We start from the raw sequence: 20440 nt of genomic DNA on the forward strand, positions 1-20440 counted from the left end.
GCGCGCCCGTAGGCGCGCCGTCGCTCAGAAAAGGTAGGTTGCCGTCAGGGGCGCGCGGCCCGCGCGTGCTCATCCGCCATCATGGCCAGCCGGTTGCGCGCGCGGTACAGCAGATCCAGCTGCGCGCGCTTTGCATCCGGCTCCATGTCGGATCGCTCCAGCGCCTTGATCCTGGTGTTCACGTCGCGCAGCTGGCTGTCCGCAGCCTTGAACAACGCGCGCACGCGCAGTTGGTCGTCGCCGGCCAACTCGCGGGCGCGGTCGAAGTCGCCCAGTTCGCGAGCTTGCGAGTAGGCTGCGTAGACCTGGTTCACGTCGCGCTGCTCGTCGTAGAAGCGCTGGATGTACTTGCTGCTGCGCGGGTCGGACTCCTTCACGAAATCGCCCACGACGAACCAGTTGTCCAGGCGGCTGAGGTCGCGTCGCGGGTTGTCCGGCAGGCCAGACAGGGGCCGGGCCAGATGGTCGGACACGTTGAGCGCCTGTGTCCCCAACCAGCCGAAATACCCTCGCACCAGGTGTTCCAGCCTCTGCGGCGATACTCCAAGGGTCCGGCCTAGCGCCACGGCGCCGGCAGACGTCGAGGCCGTAAATCGGTCGCCGGCCGGCAGGCGCTGCTGACCCACCGAGTCAATGTCCCGCTCGCGGAACGAGTCATAGTTGAATGCGGCTTCCATGGCGGGCTTGACGATCTGCGGCACGGGGTTCATAGCCAGCTGCTCGGTCAGGATGGCGCCCACGGTCCTGCCGAAATCGGCCAGGCGGAAGTCGTCCCCGCCGAAGGCCAATTCCGTGCCGCGCTCGACCACGCTTCCGAGCGCGCCGATTTCAAAGGGCTTGGGGATGTACACGAACTGGTTGGTGCCCGGCAGCTTGGTGATCCAGAAGGAGTTGCGAGCCCAGTCCGGCAACTGCTTGTAGTCGTCGTCATCCTTCATTCCGAGGTACAGCAGCGCGGACGCCATCGCGACGGCGCCCGTCACAACGGCAAAGCGCGCGGGGTCCGCGGCCGCGCCCCGACCCAGCTTGTACATGCCTTGCAGGCGCGCATTGAAGAACGGCACGACCTGGGACAACAGCCGAACGGCGGAGAACGTGCCGCCGGCGGTGAAGTCCATGAGGTCGCGCGCTGCGTAGCTGGCCTCGAGATGGTTGTGGCCTGCCTTGCGAGCCTGTTGGTAGATGGAAGCGCGGTTGATGGTTTCCGCCCGATCGCCCGTCTCCTGGTACCAGTCAAACGCCTTGCGCATCGCCCGGCTCATGCCGGCCGGCGACGTGATGACGTCGTCGGGATGCGCGCCCAATTCGTCCACCAGCCGCTTGACGTTGCGGGCATTGCCGTCGTTGAAGGAACCGAAGCGCACCGCACCGCCGCCGGCCATGAGACGGCGCCAGGTGTCGCTTTCGGCGCCGGTGGCCTTCCACCCTTCCGCCAGGTTGCGCAGCGGATTCGTCGACAGGTTGCTGTCGATCGCCATGGCTTGGATGGTGTCGCGCAGCAGGTTGCGCACGCGGAAAGTCGGACTGATCGTCACCCCCACGGTAAGCGCGTGCTTGAACTTGCGCGCGGCCTTAGTGAATGGATCATTGGAACCGACGTAATGCAGGGACGTGAGGGCGTTCATTACCAGGGGATCGCTCACCAGGTAATGGCGTTCCTGACCGTCGAACATTGCCCGCACGCTGCCGCGCTCGGCTTGGCGAACCCGCGACGCGATGCCCAGCTTTTCCGCCTCCTGCAACGCGCCCTGCGCCGCCAGGTTCTTCATGCTGGCGGAAAGCAGGTGCGACCAGTTGGACACGGTGTTCGCCACCAGGTCGCCCAGCTTGTCCGTGCCACCCTTGAGACGTTTGTAAGCGTGCTGCCCGACAAGACCGCCAATCTGTCCCGGCCCCATGGTTCCGGTCGCATCGTCCTCCATGACCCGATAGAACGGCACGTAAAATTCGCTCTCCCACAGGGTGCGCGCGCTGGCATCAACCAGCCCCGCCTGCTGGGCGACGTCAAGCACAGACCGCTGCAGCTCGTTGAACTGAGCCAGCGCCTCGCGGTAAACCCCGGCGCGGTCCCGGCCATCGGCCATCTTGCCGGCGGCGAGGCGCTTGCCGGCCGCGATGTCCTCGGGCGTAAACAGGCGTTCGCGCGACGCAGCTTCGGCCTTGGCGCCGGGCCACTTCGCCGCCTCTGCACGCGCCGCGGCTTCGTTGGCAAAACGCTCGGTCACACCATTGTCGAATCGCACTTGCCATTCCGCGGCCAGGCGCTCGGCCCGATTGGCTGCAATCCAGGCCATGAAATGATCGTGCTCGCCATTCAGGCCGGCCAGGATCTCGGCCAGGCCCTTCCCGCCGGCGGTGTCCAGCGCGCCGTCCTGCAACTTGACTGCGCCATGGCGGACCAGATACTCCGCTGCGCCGTCTGCACCCTTGGACAGGCGCGCCTGCATGTAGGCGGTTGCGCTGATGCCCTTGAGCGGCGCGAACTGGTCGAAGATGCCCTGCACCAGCTTGGCCTGCCACCGGTCGGATGCCTTGGCCAAGCGCTCCTTGATGGGCTCCTGCTCCGCCCATGCGCCGATCTTCCCCAGGAACTTGTTGCGCTGGCGGCGCTCGATGTCGGACAGAGATTCGCCCGGCCGCGCAATCTTGGCGCCGCGCTTGGGCTCCTTGGTTGGGACGGGTCCCGCGGCCACGCCATCGGCGTTCGCCGACGCTGCCCGCGATTCCAAAGGGCCAGATGTGGAAAGCCCCGCACTTGGCGGGGCTTCGTCGGGGCGCTCCGATGTTAGAGCGGCAGAGGATCTTTCTTCAGTAGCCTTACCGCCAACTCCATCGACTCGCGCATGTCTTTCAGCAAGGATTCGACTTCGGACGGCGTCAGGCGCGTCATGCTTGGCGAGATAACGTCCTTCTGACTCTGTGAGCGAGTCGAAGCCGCGGCCAGTGGCTTCGCGGAAGGCTTGTTCGACATCACCATAGCGGGCTCGCAGTGCAGACAGGGTTTCGGGAGACAGCCGCAAAGTAGCACTGTAGAGCTTACCGGTCAACGCAAACGAGCCGACGACCCGGCCCCCGTTTTGCCGGATGTGCGAAGCGAGCGCGGCAAGGGTTCCGCCCTGCGTCAGGGTGTCATCCACGAGGAAGTACGCCCTGCCCGGCTGCACCTCTCCATCAAATTCAGGCTGCTGAAAAATTCGGCCCATACCATCCAGCGCCGTCCGCTTGGCTCTGACGGACTGATAAATCCCTCTGTCCACCGTCAAACCCAACTGCTGGCCAAGAGCCATAGCTGTGACCGCGGGAATTTTGTTGTGGCCAGCAGCCTCGACCGCCAGCACGGGCACGATGACTGGCTTCTCGTCGCCGATCGCCGCGCGCACCTGTTCGACGGCCTCACGCGACAACACGTCTTTGAGAAGTCGATACGCCGCCTCGGTGTCGCCGGCCTTGGCAGCACCGTGGTCGGGGTGCTTGCCGGCGGTGCCCAGCCGTTGGCCGATCACGGTCGGAGGCAGGTCGACGGGTTCCGCGCCACGGCGCGATTCCGCAGCCAGGGAGGCCGCCGCCTCCTGCATGCCCGCGCTCACGCGAGCGGCTGGCGCACGCTGCAAGAATCGGCCGGCATCGATCACCATCTGTTTGATGTCGATGTTGGTCAGCTTCAGATTCAGGCCGAGCCGTCGCAGCGCGGCTCGGATCTTGCCGTAGACTCGCTCCAGGAAAACAGGGCGCTGGCCCTGCTCCGCCATCCGGGCCAGGACTTCGCGGGCCCGGTTTTCGGCGGAGTAGTCGGGGTAGCGCAGCGTCACCGCTTCGAACGTGGCGTAATGCTGATGATCCGGGCCGGCGTTGCGCGGGATGTGCGCGCCGTCAGGCGCCCGCGCCAGGCGGCGCACGTCCGCCAGAACCTCGCCGAAGCGATCACCCAGCACCGCCTCCACGCCGAAATGCCCCACCACCTCATGCGTCAGGACCTGGTGCAGACGCTCGGCCGTAGGCAGGTTCTCAGCCACCAGGTAGATGCGCCCGCCGTCATGCGCAGGGTAATAGGCGCCCTCGGCGAGAGTAGACGGCTTGGCCACCTCCGGGATCTGGTCCACGCTTTCCACGACGGACACCCGAAGGCTGGCCGCGCCAGGCAGCTTGCCCATGAAAGCGTCAGCAACTTTCGTGGCCTCGGAAACAGAAACCCCGGCGCGGGGCCGGGGTTCTTCAGCTGAGCGCCGCTCTAGCGGTCGCGGGCCATTCAACAGAGTGCGCTGCCCGCGCGCCTCCGCTTGGTCGGCCACCCGATCACTCCCCGTCAGGACGAAGTCGTACCGGGCCGCATCGGCTGCCGCATGCTGGTCGGCCGCTCGAGCCTGCGCAGCATTCTCCTGCTCTCCGGCGGCCACCGCCTGAGCTGTATTGCGTAGCCCGTCGGACGTCGGCCTCTCCAGTGTCAGCGTTTGCGGGCCGCCCGCGCGATCACCCTCTGCGCCTGGTCCGTTGCCTCGCGCTCCCGGTTGGCCTGCACCGCGCGAAGAATTGCCAGTGTCCCGTCGGCCATACGCCGCTGCTTGGGACTTAATGTCGGCCTCGTAGAGTCCGGCGTCGCCGTCGGCTCGGATTGAGGCGCGCTCGATGATGACTTCTTGGGTTGGGACATCCGTGATTCCTTGTTCGCTCAGGTAGACGGCCGCGTCGAACTGTGCGGCCAGCTCCAGCTCTGTCGTGCCGGCGGGCATGGCGTCGATGACGCCAAAAATGTCCTCGGCCAGCTTCTGCTTGTCTTTCGTATCGCTGAACCGTTCGGCTTGGCGCTCAGCATACGCGCGGCGCGCAGCCTCGTCCATCTGCTCCAGCGTGTAGACCGCCTCGCCCTCCAGGGCCTCGCGCACGCGATCCATGGCGGTGCCTGAAAGGTCGACGGTGTCGCCGTCCATGGGCAGGTATCCGGCCTGCTGCATGGCCTCCACCAGCATGTCGGCATCCATCCCGCCCTTGCGGAATAGGCCCGGTGCGCGGCGGTTGGCCAGGTGCGCCCGGTCGCCGTAGATATCGGCGGCCAGCTCCGGCCGGATGCCGCCGGCTTGCCGCACGGTCTGCAAGAAGTCGCGACGAGCATCACGGCCGAAGTCCGCCGCAGTGGACCCGGGCGCTGCGGCGGGCGCTTGCCCAGTACGCGGCCTGGCGACGAATCCACTTTCAACCTGCACGGGCTCCGCATTTCCATGCGCGGTGGCGGCGCGCTGCGCTGCGCCTCGCGTCAGGAACGGCCGGCCGTTCTTGGCGGCGATGTCAGCCTCGTACACCAGCGTGCCAAGCCCCGATTCCGCTGCGGGCCGGGTGGTATCGCTATCGGCCAGCCAGCGCTTGAACGTGGGCACGTCCATCTGCGTGACCTTGCCCATGCCGCGCCAGTCCGGCGTGTAGCTGTCGCGGTACGCGCGTTCAGCCTCCTCCCGGCTGTCGTAGCCCAACATCACCTTGGATTCATCGAACCCACGGTGCCCGGGGTCCACCTGGTCGATCACGAACACCGGGCCGCTGAAGTTGGGCGGCGTGCCCGGGCGCACGAACACGTCGACCTGGTCACCGTCGGCGCCTTCCGTGCGGCGGATGTGGCCGTAGTGGCCAGCCATCCGGTTCACCCACGCGGTACCGTCCGGCGCGGTGCCGCGACGCTCCGACCCCTCTGGATTCTCGATCGACAATTCCAGGCCAGCCACGCGCGTGCGCCCAACCTTGTAGTTGCCGGCCACCTTCTGAGCTTCCGACGGCTCTGGCCGGCCATTCGTGGGAGAGGTCGCTGCCTCGTTCGCAGCTGTGTCGATCGCCGCGCCTGGATGCCGCTCGCCGGCGGCGGCCACATCGGGCGTCAGGCCCATGGCCGCCTGGCGTTCCAAATCGGCGTCACGCTGGCCGGCTGTCGCGGCAACGCCGCCCCCATCCACCTGGTACACGGGCGCCGGCAATGCGCCGCGCGCGGGAGTACCAGCAAGGGCCGCGCCCACCCCTTCGGCAAGCTGCTCTGCCGTGTACGGCTGCATGCCGTTTTCGTGCCGGATGATGGCCGTCGTGAGGCGTTCCAGCGTGCCGGGGTCACTGAGGTCCAGCCGCTCGCCAGCGTCAACGCCCAGTGCTCGCGCGACCTGCTGCACGTAGGCGCCCGTGTCGTTTTCCGACGGCGGCGCCCAGCGGTTCAGGATGTCCTGTACCGTGTCCAACCCGTGCTGGCGTTGATAGGTGAGAAGATTCCGTGCGGTGGCCCGGATTCCGTCCTCCGGCGTCGCGAAGGTTGCGAAGCGCGGATCATTGCCTTCCACCTCGCCGGCGAAGCCGACACCCTTCTGGATGTTGCCCGGGTTGTTGTTTCGGATTCCACGCGGGGCATTGGAGGGCATGCGCCAAGACTCGCGCGCCGTGAACCCGTCGCCAGCGGAATACCCTTCGGGTGCGGGCAGAGCGTCGCGCCGCACGGGCCCGTCCAGCACAGGGAAAGCTTCCGGCCCGCCCAGCGCTGCGGGACCATCCATGGCTTGCCGCAGGGTGTTTCCCGGCATAGGATCGGCCGCCAGCTCGGAAAGGCGCACGAAATGCCCGCGTCCGTCTGCGGTTCGAATGCGCGCCAGTGGTTCGCCACCGGCGCGCGCCGTCGCGGCATTGCGCTCCACGCCCAGGAACTCGACGCCCAGTTCGCGGCCGTTCTGGCGCAGGTAGACCTCCTGGCCGCGCGCGAACGCCGGCGTTTTAGGGACTGCCGGTTCCGATCCTGCAGAAGGCGGCGCCCCTCCGACCCACATCGTGAATTCTCGATCTAGCTGGGACATGGGCACAGTCTTTTCCTTGCCGTCTTCTGTACGCACCCTCGCCAGCGGCTCGCCACCAGCCTGCGCAGAAGGCTCAATGTCCACTGCGCCCAGGAATTCGACTGGAACTTCCTGCCCATAACCTCGATCGCGCAACCAAATACTCTCACCCGGCGAGTAGGACGGAGCTTCCGATGACGTCGTCGATGCAGCCTCCTCGACCTGCCGGCCAGGTCGAACAATGAAGCCGTTTCCGTAGCGCAGCACCTGAGCGCCGCCATCCATCTGCTCGGCCTGCTGCCGCGCGGCGCTGGCCGTCACGAAGGGCCGGCCGCTGGTGTGCATCACGTCACCGGCCTCCAGCGCTGGCGTCGCGCCCACGCCGCGGTTTCGCAAACCGTCGGCCGCGCCGTGAACGGCGCCGGGCCCCACGCCGGCGACGAAACCCAGTGCCGCGTTGCCGAACGACCCCTCCAGCGGATCCAGGTTCATGCCAGCGCCCGCGTTGATACCCTTCTGCGTCGCTACGCCTTCGCCCACTTCCTGGACGGCCTCCTCAGTGCCGGCCAGTCCGGCGCGCCCCACAGTCTGCGCGACCGCGCCGCGGCCACCGAGCACGCGCCCAGCCGGCGACAGAATCCTACCCGTCGCGGCGCCGCCCGCAGCGGATACCGGGACCGTACGTGCAAACGCCGCATCCTCCGCCGCGGCGCGTACGCGCGCCCGCGCCTCGGACGCCGTCAGCCCCTGGGCGAGCAAGTCGCGAAAGCCGGACGAGGCCGCAGCCAGCTGCTGGTCGTCCATTGCGTCGATGGTCTCGCGTGCCTGTTCGATGGCGCCGCCGCCGCCCATCGCGCCGCCCGCGCCCGCACCGGCCGCCATGCGCGCCCCGACGCCAGCCGGGCCGGCTGCCAACGAAGCCGCGATCGGCAACAGGCTGGAGCCGCTGGCGTTCAAAGCCTGGAGGGCCAAGCCCGACGCTGATGGGTCTCGGCCAAGCGTCCACGTCTCCGGCTTGTCCAGGCCCCCCCCCGGCTGCGAGTCCGCCTCGCGCTGCTTCGCCTCGGCGCTGCGCGAATCAAGCACGCGCTGCCCCAGGTCTCGAGTCGCATCCGCCGCACCTTCGAGCGGATTGCTGGGAATTTCCAGCCCGGCGTCGAAGGCCTGGTTGAGGGCGGTAACCCCTACACGTCCCAATCCTTCGGCCACCTTTCCAACGCCGCGCACGGCGCTGCCCGCGCCCTTGATTGCACCGCCGGCGAAGGTCTTGGGATAGTCGACAAACTCGATGCCGCTAGCGTCTTGCTGCGGCTGCTGGAAGTCGGCAACGCGGAACGTAAACGGCACGGTCTCCAGTGGCGCGCCGGTGGGCGCCTTCGCGTCCGAGAATCGCAGGCTCAGATCCTGCCGCACACCGTCGCGGCGCGCATCCACGCTGTCTTTGAACTCGACATCGTCATCGCGCTTCTCAAAGTTGTCCATCTACACCCTCTCCGTTGCTGCGGCCCATAGCGGCACGCGTGATTTCGGATCCTTCAGTCGCTCTGGCCCAGCTGTCGGCAGCCGCCTGTTCAGCCGTCCGTGCCAGCTCCACATCTCGCTCCGCCTGTTGCAGGAGCGTCGCATGCTTGGCGCGCGCTTCGGCACCGGCTTTCATCCCCGGCGGCCGGGTGCGGAGCTGCCGCACCAGCGCCTCCGCCTGGTGCAGCTGCGCGCGGGCGGCGTCCAACTGGACCCCCTCCGGGCGCTCGTCGACTTGCCGGGCTGGCGCGGCGGCGGGTGCCGGCGTGCCGGGCGTGGCGGGCGTGCGGCCAGGGGTGGCGGCGGCCCGGTTTGGCTGCGCCGGTGTCTGGGCGCCGGGGCCAGCGGGGCCGCCAGGCCGAGACGTTCCGCCTTGCATCAGCCGCGCGCGAATCTGCTCCTGAACCTGCTTCGGCACCACCGACACCGGCAGGCGAATCAGCTGCCCCTCGTGCTCCACGCCGAATCCGAACTGGCGATCGCCCAGGCGGATGGGCACGATATCCGCCGTCCCGCCCTGCACCTGTTGGGCCAGCGCCGCCAGGTTCCCAGCCGTCAAGACCTCGCCTTCGGGCGTACCCGCATTGAGCCGGTTGATGTTTTCGCCGGTGGCGATGATCCCGCTGACCTGCTTGCGCTCGTCGTCGCCCAGGCCTTCCAGGCTGTCCACCTTGAACAGGCGCATGACGTGGTTGGCCAGATCCTTGTTGGACGTCACCATCTTGGGCTTACCCGCTTCACTGCCCTCTGCCCCAACCCGCATGCCACCCTTGCCGTCGGGCACATACAGCGTCTGATCCTTGCCCAGGACACGCGGCTTGCGCAGCTCCTCGTCGCTGCGCAGCTGGCTCTCCAGCAGCTTGTCGCGGCGCTTTTGCTCCGCCTCCCAGAGCGACTTCGCTTGCTGCGCGACCATGGCCTGCTGCGCTTTGGGGTCGCTGACGTTGCGCACGAAGCTCTGCAACATGAACTCGCTGATCGGCTGCTGGATGGGCTTGCCGGTGGCTGTGTCCACACCGACAAAGTCATAGACGGGCGCGCCGCCCGCCTGCTCGGAGCGCTTGTTGATCGAGGTCACCTCAATGCCACCGGGCATAAAGCGGTTCACAAACGGAACGTACGCATTGGGGTCGCCGGTCAGCTGGTAGCGGCTCTGTGCAGAGTTGAACGCTTGTTCGCGATGCTGGCCGACGAATTTCTCCCGATCGGCCAGCAACTGCATTGCGCGCCCGGGCTCGCCCAACTCGAGCGCCTTACGGTATGCACGCGTCAGGCCGTCGGCGATCTGACCGAACTCGCCGCCGCCGAGGTAATCAGCGGGTTGCGGACTTTTTTTTTCAGCCGATGCCGCCATGGTCGGACCGAATTCCTGGCGCAACGCGGTCCCCGCGAAGGCGCTTGGCGCCGAATCCGCCAGGCCCACGGAGCTGGCGTCCAGCCCTGGCGTCTTGTCCATCGCCGCCGGCGCACCAACCGACACAGGCTGCAACCCCCAGGTGTCGCCCATGGCTGAACCGTTTGGCACGGATTGCGCGACTTGCACGCGTTCCAGACCGGCCGGAGCGCCTTGCCGCGCCGCATTACCGGCCATGGCTTCGGCGATCTCCTTTTCCACTTGCTTGCGCTTCTCGTCAGCTTCTCGCGCGAGCTTCCGGTCCCTGGCCGCGTCATACGCCTGCCCAATTGCCATGCCATTGCGCAGCCCGTCGGCCAGGCCCCCTGCAAAACTTCCGTAGTTCGCCATGTCAAATGCTCTCCAGTCCGATCAAACCGCCGGAGAGGTCCCCGGCGAGCGAGGGCACGAGATCAGCCAAGCCGGCCCCGTTCTCCTTTTCCACGGGCTTGCTCCCGCGCTGCTGCTCCAGCCGCTCTACCTTCTTGGCCAGGGCGCGGATCGCGGCGTGGTGCTTCCCGCTCACGCTGATCATGTCCAGGCCCACACCGCCAGGCGCAACCTCGTCGCCGAATGCCGCCTGCATGTCTTCGGCGTACGGGCCGACGTGGCGGCCACCGTCAGCCACCCCGTCCTGATACTTCCAAGATTCGACTGGAACCTGCGTCAGGCCCTCGAGCGCTGCGTCATCGTCGATGGGCGCGCCATCCTCCTTCAGTTCCTTTGACGAGAACATCATGGCGCCGGCCATCAGCCCGGTGCCAAGCAGAGAACCCAGGCCTGCCTGACTGGACGAATTCGCCTGTTGTTGCATCTGCATCTGACTCATGCCCATGTTGCCCATCGAGTTGTAGGCACCGCTTGCCGCGCCCAGCAGGCCCTGGCCGGTGCCCGCGGCATTGCCCTGGGCAGACTGCGCACCCATAACGCCGGTCGCGGAGTTGCCGGCCTGCAGCGCCGCCTGCGACGCAGCGATCCCGGTCCCCGTCTGATTACGTCCGAAGCGCGCAGCGTTTTCGCGCAGGCTCATGCCCAGAATCTTGGTGTCGTTGCGCTCTTTCGTGACAGCGCCTGCCGTAGCCAGCGCCCTGGCGTTCGCCTGGTCCGTCATGGCGGCACTGCCCAGGCTGCTGGTGGGCGACACGCCCATGCGTGCCATCTCGCGCGACGTCTGCTCCTGGGTGTTGTCGAACTGCCGGCCTACCGTAGCGGCTGCCAATCCTTCGCGGCGCGCCACCTCCTCCGGACTGTCATAGTTCATGGCCTCGTCGGCCATCTTGTTTTCGATGGGCTGGAAGACGTCCTTGTATTGCTGCCACTGATCGTCGCCACGTTCTGCGTTCTTCGCGGCTTCGCCCAGAGCGTTGTTCATCAGGCCCTGGTATATCGGTGCGAACCGCTCCGTCAGGTCCTTGTTCCATTCGAAGTTGCGCTCGGCCAGATCCTGCGCGCGCATCCCAATTTGCGCGTTCGCCTCCTGCGCCCGGCCCACGGCCGGGTCCTGCTTCACTTCAGTCGACATGCAGCCCATGTCAGTCTCCTCGCGCGGCCCGCTCGGCCTCAAGGTTGGTCAAGTACTCGCCCCAGGGCTCGGTCAGTTGCCGCAGCTCCACGCCCACGTCCCGCGCCCACGTCGGCCCGCCCAGCAGCAGCGCGCTGTGCGTGACCAGGTCCATGTACGCGCCTCGCAACACGTAGGCGATCCGCTTGGGTGCGGTGCCCTCGGCGCGCTCCAGCTCGGTCGCAATGCGCCAGTTGGTGCTGGCGTTCGCCAGAACGGAATTGAGCGTGTCGAAGTTGGCCCGGTAGAATGGGTTGCGCGGCAGCAGCACTAGCGCGGTGAACATGCCTTCGTTGATGGCGTCGTCCGCCAGCACTCGGTCGCGGTCGATCAGGTCATCCCACAGGTGCGCCACCTGGAACGCCAGGCGTAGGAAGTCGACGGCGGCCTTGTTACCCCGCATCCAGCGCAGGGCCAGGGCCGGGTCAAAAAAAGGCGCGCTCATTGGCGCGCCTTCTTGGTCTTGGTGCTTGCCGCGACCTTGGGCCGGGCGGCCGTTTTTCGCGCGGGCCGCGCCGGCGCCCGATTGCGCTGGTAGGCTGGGTCGATAATCGCGGCCGGCGTAATCTGACCAACGCCCGGCGCCGGTGCCTCTGCCCCCTGGCTCGTGTCAGCGCCCAGCGCTCCCGCCTCCGCGGCGCTGGCAGCCGCCGCTTGTCGCTCAGCCTGCACGGCCTGGTGCAGGATCTGGGCCAGGCTCATGACCAAACCCATGGCCAGCTCTTGAGTCAGCCGGTTGCCGACGTTGGAGAAAATGACGCTCTCGATTTCCTTGTTCATGGATTTATTCCGATGCTGGTTAAAGGATGCCCGCGACGTCGATGATCGACACTTCCACGCTGGGCGCGTATGAGACAAAGGCGTTGGCGTAAACCGGAGCCCATCCGATGAATGGCGTGGACCATTCCGCGAAGCTTGCCCAGAAGCCATTTGCGGTCGGCGCGAGCGTTTCCATTACGAGGTACGAAATCCAGCCCCCGCCCACGTAGGGCTGGCAGTTGAACCCCTGTCGGATATAGGACTGGTTGTACGCGTACTTGCCCGATACCAGGCCGCTGTAGGTCCAGCCGTCCTGGAACGCCAGTCGGTATGCCTCGTAATAGGCCGGAATGGTCACGCTGCCGATGATGTCCAGCGGCCGCTGCGCAGCGGTAAAAATCTGCTGTCCGGACTCGTTGAAGGCATCCAGGTAACTGGGCTCTACCGGCCGATCAAACACGTAGTACTCGCACGGGTTGCGGAAGGACAGTTGCAGTTGCCCGTTCACCAGGTTCGCCAACCTGAGATATCCAGGGTCGGCCAGCGGCCTGATAAACACGACCGGGTCGATGGCCGGGACAGTCACGTCCGTGTTTGCGACGCCGGCGTGGCGCAAAAACATATTGATCGAGGAGCTGTCGACAATCAGCTCGCTCGCGCCCGACATCACCTGAAAGCCCGTACCCATTACCTGACCCCGTAGACGACTTTTACCGAGACGCGATCGCCCGGCATTCCCGAAACAAAGCGCCAGCGGATGGTTGTTCCCTCTCTGAAGATCGCCGGGGCGTTGCTGTGCGACGGCGAGCCCAGCGGAAACGACGCGACCCACGGTATCCCGTCTGCCAGCTCAGGGAAGTTCAACGCTCCGTCCGAGGTGCCCGTGAAGAACGAGCCCCGCTGACGCGCAATCTTGCTTGTGTACGAGGTAAGGACCGCCCCGTTGGGGCCGTACGTTTCCACTCCCGCAGGCACTACCAGATCCCCAGGCGCACGCGCAGAACGTTGGCCGCATCGAAAACGAGCAACAGGTTGTCGCGTATCTCAAGACGGGCCCCGCTGACCGCCGTACGCAACAGGCCGATCGTCGCGGTAATGGCGGACAGTGACGTGACGTTCAGCTTGTCCGCCGTTATGGATCCGCCGGCGATGCGGGCCGCGTTCAAGACGCCGGCGGTGATCTTTTCGGCGCTCAGGTTGGCGATCTTGGCATTGGTGATAGCCGCGTCCTGGATGTTGGCCGTCTTGACATACGCGTCGGTGATGACGGCCAGGCGGGCAGATAGCGATGCCACCGTCAGGCGATCCGCGTTCAGGCTGTTGACCGCGATCCGATCGCCGCTCATTTCTCCGAATGTCACCTTGGCCGCGGACAGGGACGCCACCTTGGCGTCCGTGATGGCGGCGTTGCCCAGCTGGAGCGTGCTGATCGAGCCATTGGCGACATACAAGTTGCGGATATAGATGCCCGGCGGAACCGGCACGCCGTTGATTTCCGTCGGCTCATGGACTTCGTAGAGCAGCGCCTTGGGGTCGCCGGCCGCGGCCAGGACGTCGATCAAGTAGGCCGGGTCCAACGACACGGCGCCAGCGGTACCGCCAGCGGAATTGAATGGTCCGATCTTCCCACCGACCGACACGAACCGGATCCAGTAGTAGTACGTCGTAGCAGCGTCCGTGCCCACCGGATCGGCATACACCCATCCCGTCGTCTGTCCCACGCTGAGCGCTTGCGCCTGGTTGTCCGTGGTCCCCCGGAAGATTTCGGCGTAGCCAAAGTAGGCGAAATTCGGCTTGTCCCACTCCAGCACCACGGCGCCGAGCGCCGGCGTCACTGTGAAGCCGGTGGGCGCCGGCGGAATTCCGTCAACCGCTGGCGGCATGCTGGGTTGGAACGCGCCGCCCGGGTTCGTGATGAGGATAGGTTTGCCGTCGGTGCCCCGCATCGACACGATGCCGTTCTCGACCAGGTCGCCCCAGGTGACGGCCCGGTCGACGGCCTGGCCGCCTTTGCCGAAGCGCGTGGCGAGCGTCATCCTCATCTGCTCGAGCGCGCGTGTGGCCGCCGGATTGCCGGGCAGCTGGGCAGCCTCGATCGCCGGCAGGTCCGTATAGCGCAGGCCGGATCGCGGAGAAGTTGCCATGCTCAGACCGCCGTGACGTTGCCCAAGGTCGACGCCACCGTGACCTCTGTGATTGCCGCCGTTCCCTCGACCGTGAACTCGTAGCTGCGCGCGCGGTAGTTCCCCCGCAGCCGGAACGGGCGCCCGCTTTGCACGACGTGCTCGACAACCACCTCGCGCGCACCGCCTACGGCCTCGATCACGGCACGTAGCCGGAATGTCACGGGATATGCCGCGGCCACGACCTGCGCAGCCCCAATGTTTTGCGCTCGCTCGAGCAAGTACTTTTTGCTGACGCAGCGCATGGCCAGGGGGAGCGCCCCGCCGCCCCATTTGTGCACGCCGCCGGCGGGTAGCGCCAGGAACAGTTCGTCGCGCCGGCCGTCCGAATACGACGCTGTGGCGTACACGTCAGTGCGCGTCATCGACATGGCGCCGCGCGTCAGGTCGAAGATCAGGCCGCCCCGGGCGGCGCCGGTGTCGTACCAGCAAAAAAGCCGGTTGTCGTGGACGTTGGCGTGCATGGATTCGGGTCGGTAGGCTTGCCATTGCTCGCGCGTCAGCAGCTCCTCCGTGACCAGCCCAATGCCGCCCGTCTGATCAACCATGACCAAGCCGTCCGGCGAGGCATACACCACGCCACCCTTGAACGCTCGAATCGAACGCTTGGCGACGCACGGCTGGTTGCCATCCAGGCGCACCGGCGTCAGCGTGACCGGGTCTGCCTGGGTCGCCAGATAGGTATCGCCCTTGGTGCAAACCACCGTAGCCTGCCCCATGACGGCTCCGCCCACAATCTCGTCGGCCACGGGCGAGTAGTACGGCCAGCCGAAGGGCTTGAACACTTCCGAGCGGTACACTCGCTTGCCGGAAAACCCGATCATGAATCCGGCAGGATGGTCCATCAGACCGAACAGGTCGGCCGGCGGCGGCACCAGTGCGCGTTCCGGCAAAGCCTCGCCGAGCATCGTGAAGTCCACCTTGTCGCTGAACGTCACGGCGCCCGCGGGAATCTCTTTCCAGAACCGCAGGATCGCGGTACCGGTCGCATCCGTGGTGGAAAGGTAGAGCCGCTTGTGCGTGATGTTGTATTCGCCCGCCGGCGGTCCCTCCAAGTTGATGAGGTTGAGGGTGTCGTCCGTGGCGGCGTCAAACGGGTCGCTCACTTCGTTGGCCGGCCCTTCCTCGCCCCAGCCTGAGACGAAGGTGTACGCCACCAGGCACGACTGCCGCTCCAGATTCTCCGGCGGATTGGGCTGCGCGGCGACGGTCACCGTGGCGCGCGACGTCGGCGCCGGGATTCCAAGGCGATACCAGGCGGACGGCATCAGGTTGTTCGTGGTCGCCATGGTCGAGTCCGTCACCCGGGGCGGCTGGCCCGCTTCGGTGAAGTAGGTGCGTTCTTGCGCGTCGTCTGGGATCGCGCCACGCGCCACGTCGGTGTCGTTGGTCCAGTGAAACCAGTACCGCGCATCGTCATCCACCGAGCGCCCGAAGCGATAAATCGCGCGCTTGGTGCCCACTTTGGCGAGGTCGGCGACCTTGACCGGCACCTTGTACGGAACGAGCGAGCCGCGCTGCAGGTTGGCATTCAGCGCATCCTGGCTGGCGCCAGCAGGCAGGAGGTGCGGCTCGACGCGCGGCAACATGCCGGTGAACGCCTTGATCGCTTCCCTCATCGCCACTGCGCCCGTGCAGGCTTGCCGATGGCGGCGACATTGCCCCGCGCCCGAAACACCAGGATCGCCAGCAGCACCGCGATGCCCAGCTGCCAGAGCGTAACGCCGCCAGCCCAGGGGCCAAGCTGGCCCTGGCGAATAAGCACGTCCAACCCCTGCCCGCCCGTGAAGACCGCCAACAGGTAGGCGATCGCGGACATGCCCGGGCGATACCGCGCACCTTTTCGCCGGTAGCAGATCAGCCTGCCGGCCGTGCCAAGATTCACCGCAACAAAAAGAAAGGCCACCAGATGGTGACCCGTCATGCCGAGTGCGATTGTGGACGTGTGCATATCAGCCTCCCCGTTTCCAAAGCACCGAGATGTCGAACGTCTTGATCCGTTCGATGGCCGTAACGGCGATGGTCACCGCCACTGCCGCAGCGACAAAGCCGGTAATCACGGTTTCGTTCACGCCCGTGACTTGGCTAAGCTCCCCGGCGCCGAAGTAGCCCAGCAGCCAGGAAACCAAGCCGTAGCCGAGGCGGCGGACCAGCCCGAGTTCGCGACTGTGCATCATGAACACCGCCGCGCCCGCGAACGCCCCGATCAGCGCGCCGCTGTCGATGCCGGGCAACAGTGCCGCGAATAGGACGCCGGACGCCGTGGCCACTGCGGCACCGACCGTGCTGGTAGGTTCAGCCATTTTTTCTCCTCTTTGTGCGAATCGGCGGGATCAGCCGCCGACCTGGCCAGCTTCGATGAACATGGAATCGACCTGTTCGGATGACAGGCCGTGATGCGCCGCGGCGGCAAGCGTTGCATCGCCGCTTCGCAAAACCGTTGGCGCCATTTCCCAGGCGAGCCTGCGAGGATCATCCGCCGCCATTGCAGAGAAAAATGCGGTCGTCGCTTCGAGCAGGTTGTGGCGTGCCAGCACCACGCAGCACTGGTACTTCGTGACCGATTCCGGCACGAAAGGCGGTGCAGGCTTGGCGGGGTCGTGCGCGTCGTAGACCTGTAGGACCGCGTCGACCTGTTCCTGGGTCATTGGAACGGTCCCCAGGTCGTTGGGCTCGGTCGTGAACAAGAATTCCCCTTCTTCGTTCCAGGTGAACGGCAGGCCCATCAGTCCCGCAGTCTCCAGTTCATGACAGAAGGTGGCCCCGATTTTCTTCATACCTCAACCTCGACACTCAGGTCATGTTGGAACGTGACGGTCATGCCAGCAGACGCAGCCATGCCGTACAGCGCAAAGTTCACGGCCCGGTCAACGCCCGAGGTGTAAACCGCATGTGCGCTGGTATGGTGGTGGTGGCCTGCAGTCGGCATGGTGACGCCCTGCCCACCACCAATCGCGGTCCCCTCCACAGTCATCACAGCGTAGGCCGCGGTCTGACCGGCGGTCTCGCCGCGCGTGATGCCCAGAGCCATCGGACGCACGCCTACGCGCGCCCACAGCAGCGTGTAGAGGCCGTTGGTCAGCTTCACATAGGAGTTGGAGGCCGTGGTGTTGGGTGTGCCAGCTTCAAAAATTACATCGTTGCGACGGTTGAACCACGAGATGACGTGGCGGTAGATCGTGCCACTCACGAACCAGCCCACGCCGTTGATCAGCACCATGCCCACGAGCGTGCGCGAAGGGTCGCCGGTCTTGATTTCGACACCGTCGGTATGCTGGGAGTGCGGGGCCGCGGCCACAGTCTGGGCCTCCAGCGCAATGGCGCCGCTGCCGTTGTCAACGGCGTAGATGTAGTAAAGCGTGTTGATCGCCAGGCCGGTGTTCGCCAAGTTCACGCCCGCGGCGGGGATTCGGTACTGGCGACCATTGATGACCAGCCCGTTCCCGTTCCACGGGATCAGCCGGATCTGTTGGTTGCTGATGTACTCAAGGCGGCATTGGCCGTGATCTTTCGCCGCGAACAAGGGTTTGTAGGCCGTGCCGCTCCACGTGTACCAGCCTTCCCCGTCCACATAGCAGTCGCCGCAGTCCGCGGTCGGCAGATCGGACGCAAGCTGTACAGGCGAGATCAGCTTCCAGTTGGACCACGTCGTGGCATTTCCGGCGCGGCGGTACTCGATAGGTCGGCGGCCGGTGCTGGGCACGACTATGCAAGTCTGCACCATGTAGGCCGCCGTCATAACGATGGTCGACAGGCTTCCACCGGACTTGACGGGCACGGGAGGGAAGTTGCTTCCCATCGCAGCAGACGCACTCCACGTCCACCACGTGTTGTCCGCCGTCAGCGTGTCGGCGTCAGTCGCACCGGTGAGGGCGATTTTGGTCATTGCCTCGCTGGTGCGGCACACCTCGCGCCACGGCCCCCAGGTGCCGGTCACCTTGTTTGAGCACGAGCGCCAGTAGCGCCGGCCGCCGAAGCCCACAGGCGATCCGCCTTCGACGCCATAGACTGTGTACTCCTGCCATAGCAAGTTGGCGGCAGCCACGCCCTCAGCGCAGTGAACTTCCAGCAAGCCCGCGAACGGCGCCGGGTAGCTGGTGCCGGCCACAGCGCCTGCGGTCGCGTTCTGCGCGTACGCGCCGGCGGTGCGGATGTCGTCCAGACTGTGCGCGGTGGTGGGCAGCAGAATCGTCGAGGGTGCCTGCTCAGCCGGTAGCCGGCCGTTGGTCAGGGTGGCCATCCGTTCCCAGACGGACCACGTGCCGCCAACCAGCGAGCGGAAAAACTGCTGGTTGGAGTTGCTGGCGATGTAGACCTGGTTCGCGCCCGTGGCGATTGTGCCGCCCGGATACCCGGCGGAATAGACCACCAGCACGCCGGATTGACCAATCGGAAAGTTGGTGCCCCCGCCGGCGATGCCCGACGACGTGACGATCCAGATGCCGCGCTGCGTGTAGGTGTTTAGGTCCTGGGCCGCCGCCATGACGCCCTGGAAGACCAGGCCCGTGGTGTGGTCGATGCTCTCTTTCCACGCCGACCAGGAGGTCGAGCCGGTCTTGACGCGCGAGAACTCCAGGTAGGGAGCCGTGCGCGTGCTGAACCGCTGCAGCGTGGCCGAGCCGAAAGTCTCAACGACAAGGAACCCGGTCACGTTGGCGATCGGATAGTTGGCTGCCAGCGTGGCAGATCCAACCGAGCCCTGGTAGTACGGTCCGGCTGTGGTGTAGGTGTTCAGGTCGTGCGCATCGGTCGGCAGCAGGGCCGCCGTCACGATCGGCGCCTGCGACAGCGGCAGGCGGCCGTCGGTGTCCAGGCCCGCGTACCCCTCGGGCTTGCCCTTTCCATCGAGCACGCCCTGAATGGCGGTCCGAAGCGCGACGAAGTTGTCGTCAACCTCTCCGTCCGTGAGTAGGCGCGGAAGGTCGCGGCGAAGCGTGAGGTCAATGGCCATGTCAGCCTCGCTGATGCCGCAGGGTCCAGTTGACCGTGAACACGTCTTCCGGATCCTTCGTCTTGAGCCCGAACACCGTGCGATTCGTCATGAGGCCGGCGGCGGCGCCATTGAACAGTCCAGCCTCGCGCCAGTCACCTGTCGCAACGCCGGCGGGGAAGACCGCCGAGTACACTCGCTGCGCTCCGGTGCCGGCAACCGTAACCGGGCGCCTGGCGCCGGCGAATTCCGCGCCGAGCGCGGTATCGGTGCCTGCTGCCGGCGCGGCCGAGGTGCCGGCGGACATATGCGAAATCGGATTCACGACCTCGCCTGCGCAGCGCGCCGCGATATAGCCCAGGCCGCCGTCCACCCAGATGTTGTCCACCACGAAGCGGTCGACCTGCCCAGTCTTGCCGCGGTACGCGATGATCTCCAGACGGCCGGAGGCCCCAGCCGCACTTTTCAAAGGCGCCTGATCTTTCATGGTGCTTGAGTCCTAAAACGAGGTGAGTTCTTCGCCGACGTACGTGTTTTCGACGTAGTTGGTTGCGTAGCTCTGCTTGAAAATCGAGCCGCCGTCGGTATTCGCACTGGCGTCACGAAGGGGCTGAGAGGCGCGCCAGTTCAGCGCGTCGCCGGCCAGAGAAAGATCGCGCAGCGCCAGCTGGGTCAGCGTAGCGATGAGTTCGGAAGCCGCGGCCATGTCCATCACCGGGCTGGTTCGAATGAGGGTCAACGCATCCAGCGCCGAAGCGACGTCTGAATACAGCGGGTTCAGCCCTCGAGCATCCAGAATCGCCTGGACCTGGACGATCACCCATTGCGGGAGTGCCGCGATACTCGCCGCCTCAGCGCGCGCGGTCGGCCGCACAATCTCCTGCTCGAGGCGCACGCCGCCGGACTTGTTGTTAGAACTGCTCACGGACCTGGAACTTCAGGATGCCGAAGGCAGTTTGGGTTCGGCCGCCTTGGAAGGTCGTTTCCACCTCAGCCTCGAACTCGCCGGCCGTGTCCAGCGCTGTCGCGTCCCACTGCATGACAACGCGCCCGCCCCGGCCCGGCAGGTCGTAGGGCGGCCTGAAGTCGATTTCCTTCGTCTCCGGATCTTGGTAGCCAGCGATGGGACGGGCCGGCATCGTCGCCTTGATAGCGTCGCCGCCCACTTCCCGGAACAAGACGCGGACGGTGGTGCCGGCATCGGCGACGTTGATGGGAAGACCGGTGCGCTCGTCCGTGAGCGACAGAATCAGGTCGGGCGCGGTGTCGCCCTGCACTAGGCGGATTTTGGTCGTGGCCATG

At 66.1% G+C, this 20440-nt stretch carries 15 protein-coding genes; all 15 read right to left on the reverse strand.

The features are described 5' to 3' along the window. Window positions 1-44: 44 nt before the first annotated feature. A complete protein-coding gene (locus AC6CIE_RS21915) occupies window positions 45-8273 on the reverse strand; it encodes a pyrophosphatase-like OB fold-containing protein (RefSeq protein ID WP_498093947.1) in 8229 nt (2742 codons plus the stop codon). After that, window positions 8260-10056 (reverse strand): hypothetical protein, encoded by a 1797-nt coding sequence (locus AC6CIE_RS21920; RefSeq protein WP_498093949.1) that lies wholly within the window; start codon window positions 10054-10056, stop codon window positions 8260-8262. Before AC6CIE_RS21920 ends, AC6CIE_RS21915 begins: the two co-directional genes overlap by 14 nt. A 1-nt stretch (window position 10057) precedes the next feature. Then, complete coding sequence (locus AC6CIE_RS21925; RefSeq protein WP_498093951.1) at window positions 10058-11227, reverse strand: tail fiber domain-containing protein; 1170 nt, start codon at window positions 11225-11227, stop codon at window positions 10058-10060. A 10-nt stretch (window positions 11228-11237) separates the two neighbouring features. Further along, window positions 11238-11711 carry a hypothetical protein gene (locus AC6CIE_RS21930; RefSeq protein WP_498093953.1) on the reverse strand — a complete coding sequence of 158 codons (474 nt, stop codon included), beginning with the start codon at window positions 11709-11711 and terminating at the stop codon, window positions 11238-11240. Further along, window positions 11708-12046: a hypothetical protein gene (locus tag AC6CIE_RS21935; protein WP_498093955.1), complete on the reverse strand. Its 339-nt coding sequence runs from the start codon at window positions 12044-12046 to the stop codon at window positions 11708-11710. Before AC6CIE_RS21935 ends, AC6CIE_RS21930 begins: the two co-directional genes overlap by 4 nt. Before the next feature lie 19 nt (window positions 12047-12065). Continuing rightward, window positions 12066-12713, reverse strand: a complete 648-nt coding sequence (locus tag AC6CIE_RS21940) for a hypothetical protein (protein WP_498093957.1) — start codon at window positions 12711-12713, stop codon at window positions 12066-12068. 286 nt (window positions 12714-12999) lie between these two features. Then, complete coding sequence (locus AC6CIE_RS21945; RefSeq protein ID WP_498093959.1) at window positions 13000-14169, reverse strand: hypothetical protein; 1170 nt, start codon at window positions 14167-14169, stop codon at window positions 13000-13002. Window positions 14170-14171: 2 nt separating this feature from the next. Further along, a complete protein-coding gene (locus AC6CIE_RS21950; protein ID WP_498093961.1) occupies window positions 14172-15827 on the reverse strand; it encodes a hypothetical protein in 1656 nt (551 codons plus the stop codon). Further along, window positions 15824-16159, reverse strand: a complete 336-nt coding sequence (locus AC6CIE_RS21955; protein WP_498093963.1) for a phage holin family protein — start codon at window positions 16157-16159, stop codon at window positions 15824-15826. The genes AC6CIE_RS21950 and AC6CIE_RS21955 overlap by 4 nt, the downstream gene beginning before the upstream one ends. Before the next feature lies 1 nt (window position 16160). Further along, the gene (locus AC6CIE_RS21960) at window positions 16161-16511 is read right to left on the reverse strand and encodes a putative holin (RefSeq protein ID WP_498093965.1); all 351 of its coding nucleotides are present in this window, start codon (window positions 16509-16511) and stop codon (window positions 16161-16163) included. Between the two features lie 30 nt (window positions 16512-16541). After that, window positions 16542-16985, reverse strand: coding sequence for a hypothetical protein (locus AC6CIE_RS21965; protein WP_498093967.1), 444 nt, complete (start codon window positions 16983-16985; stop codon window positions 16542-16544). Continuing rightward, complete coding sequence (locus tag AC6CIE_RS21970) at window positions 16982-19159, reverse strand: pyocin knob domain-containing protein (RefSeq protein ID WP_498093969.1); 2178 nt, start codon at window positions 19157-19159, stop codon at window positions 16982-16984. The genes AC6CIE_RS21965 and AC6CIE_RS21970 overlap by 4 nt, the downstream gene beginning before the upstream one ends. A gap of 1 nt (window position 19160) precedes the next feature. After that, a complete protein-coding gene (locus AC6CIE_RS21975; protein WP_498093971.1) occupies window positions 19161-19625 on the reverse strand; it encodes a hypothetical protein in 465 nt (154 codons plus the stop codon). A 12-nt stretch (window positions 19626-19637) separates the two neighbouring features. Continuing rightward, a complete protein-coding gene (locus tag AC6CIE_RS21980) occupies window positions 19638-20063 on the reverse strand; it encodes a hypothetical protein (protein WP_498093973.1) in 426 nt (141 codons plus the stop codon). Then, the gene (locus tag AC6CIE_RS21985; RefSeq protein ID WP_498093975.1) at window positions 20050-20439 is read right to left on the reverse strand and encodes a hypothetical protein; all 390 of its coding nucleotides are present in this window, start codon (window positions 20437-20439) and stop codon (window positions 20050-20052) included. Before AC6CIE_RS21985 ends, AC6CIE_RS21980 begins: the two co-directional genes overlap by 14 nt. Window position 20440 lies beyond the last annotated feature (1 nt).

Source organism: Achromobacter sp. GQ309 (genome assembly GCF_059759315.1).